The organism is Embleya sp. NPDC127516, assembly GCF_044765325.1.
Taxonomy (GTDB): domain Bacteria; phylum Actinomycetota; class Actinomycetes; order Streptomycetales; family Streptomycetaceae; genus Embleya.
Map to the genome: position 1 here is coordinate 1 of NZ_JBIWJT010000098.1, position 2,079 is coordinate 2,079.

General features: G+C 72.3%; 1 protein-coding gene. It reads right to left on the bottom strand.

Going from position 1 to position 2,079, the window contains the following annotated elements; all coding sequences use genetic code 11:
• Positions 1-2,079 (bottom strand): acyltransferase domain-containing protein (locus ACIRL2_RS51360; RefSeq protein ID WP_402242712.1); only part of this gene is annotated, 2,079 nt, incomplete at both ends.

Sequence of the window (2,079 nt, forward strand, 5' to 3'; positions counted from 1 at the left end):
CAACCCCCACACCGCCGACCACGCCAGATCCGACACCACCGAACCCGGCCCGACACCCACCGCACCCCGCGTCACCACCACCAACCGCGAGGCGGTCAGGCGCGGATCAGCCAACCATGTGCGCAGATCGAGCAATACCCGTGCCGTGGCGGCGTGCACGGCCTCGACGTCCGGGGAGGACCCGGACGGGCCGCCGACACACGGCATGAGGACCGTCGCCGGAACAGGCGTGCCCGCATCGAGTGCCGCCGTCAGGTCGGCGAGGTCCGGGTATCCGGTCGTCGCCAGGCTCGCGGACAACAGTCCGAACGGATCCGGGCCGAGCACGGCGGTGTCCGCGAGCACGGCGGTGGGCTCCGTGCAGGTCACAGGTACCCACTCGACGGCGTACAACGGATCCTTGACGCCGACGGACTCGCGCAGTTGCTCCGCCTCGACCGGCCGCAGGGTCAACGCGGCAACCCGGGCGAAGGGTTGCCCGCCGGTGTCCGCGAAGTCCAGTGCGACGGTGTCCGCGTCGAGCCGGGATATCCGTACCCGGGCGGCAACGGCACCGGTCGCGGACAGGGCAACCCCGGACCACGAGAACGGCAGTCGCAACCGTCCGTCGTCCGCGCCCGGCTGCCCCGCCGTCACGATGGCGTGCAGCGCGGCGTCGAGCAGCGCCGGGTGAAGCCCGAAGCGGGCGGCATCGTCCCGGTGTTCGGCCGGCAGCGCCACATCGGCGTAGACGTCTTCGCCGAGCTGCCAGGCCGAGGTGAGCCCCTGGAACGCCGGTCCGTACTCGTATCCGCGTGCCGCCAGGTCCGGGTAGAAACCGTCCAGGTCCACCGGCCGGGCGCCGGCCGGGGGCCAGGCGCCGTCGGCACCGACGACCTCGGGTGCGGCAAACGGCTGATCGGAGAGTCGGCCGACCGCGTGGCAGGTCCACTCGGCGCCCAGGTCCTCGTCGCCGGTCCGCGAGTGGACCGAGACGGCCCGACCGCCCGCCTCGTCCGGGGCGGACACGACGACTTGGACCGCCACGGTCCCGTGCTCGGGGACGGCCAGCGGCGCCTGAAGCGTCAGTTCGTCCACCCGGCCGCACCCGGCGGTGTCCCCGGCCCGTACCGCCAGTTCCACAAAGGCCGCCCCCGGTAGCAGCACCGTCCCGGCCACCGCGTGGTCCGCCAGCCACGGCTGCGCGGACAGCGACAGCCGCCCGGTCAGCAGCACGCCGCCGTCCACGCCGGACACGCAGGCGCCGACCAACGGGTGCTCCGCGTCCAGCAACCCCACCGCGCCGAGATCCCCGCGCACCCCGGGAGGGGCTTGCAGCCAGTAGCGGCGGCGCTGGAAGGCGTAGGTCGGCAGATCGACGTCCGCGGTACTGCGGTCGCGATCGCGGTCGCCCAGCAGCGGCGACCAGTCCACGGCGAGACCGTTCACGTGCGCTTCGGCGAGTGCTGTGGTGAAGCGGTTCAGGCCACCCTCGTCCCGGCGCAGCGTGCCCAGGACCACGGCCTGGGCACCGGCGGATTCGATCGTGCTCTCCACCGGGGTGGTGAGCACCGGATGCGCACTGGCCTCGATGAAGGTGTCGAAGCCCTGGCTCAGGAGGAGGCGGATCGTCTCCTCGAAGCGGACCGTCCGGCGAAGGTTGGTGTACCAGTAGGTGGCGTCCAGCGCGGTGGTCTGCAGCCGCTCCGCGGTCACCGACGAAAAGAACGGGACGGTCGGCGCCATCGGTTCGATGTCGGCCAGTTCCGTCAAGAGCCGTTCGCGGATCGATTCGACCTGCACCGAGTGCGACGCGTAGTCCACCGGCACCCGACGCGCCCACACACCCCGCGCATCGCACTCGGCGAGCAACTCCGCCAGCGCGTTGGTCTCACCGGCCACCGTCACCGACGCCGGGCCGTTCACCGCCGCCACCGACACCCGACCCTCGTAGCGCGCGATCAACTCCTCCACGCCGACAAGCGACAACGACACCGACGCCATCCCGCCGGAACCCGCCAACTCCAGGATCGCCCGGCTCCGCAACGCCACGACCTTCGCCGCATCCGCCAAGGACAACGCCCCCGCGACACACGCGGC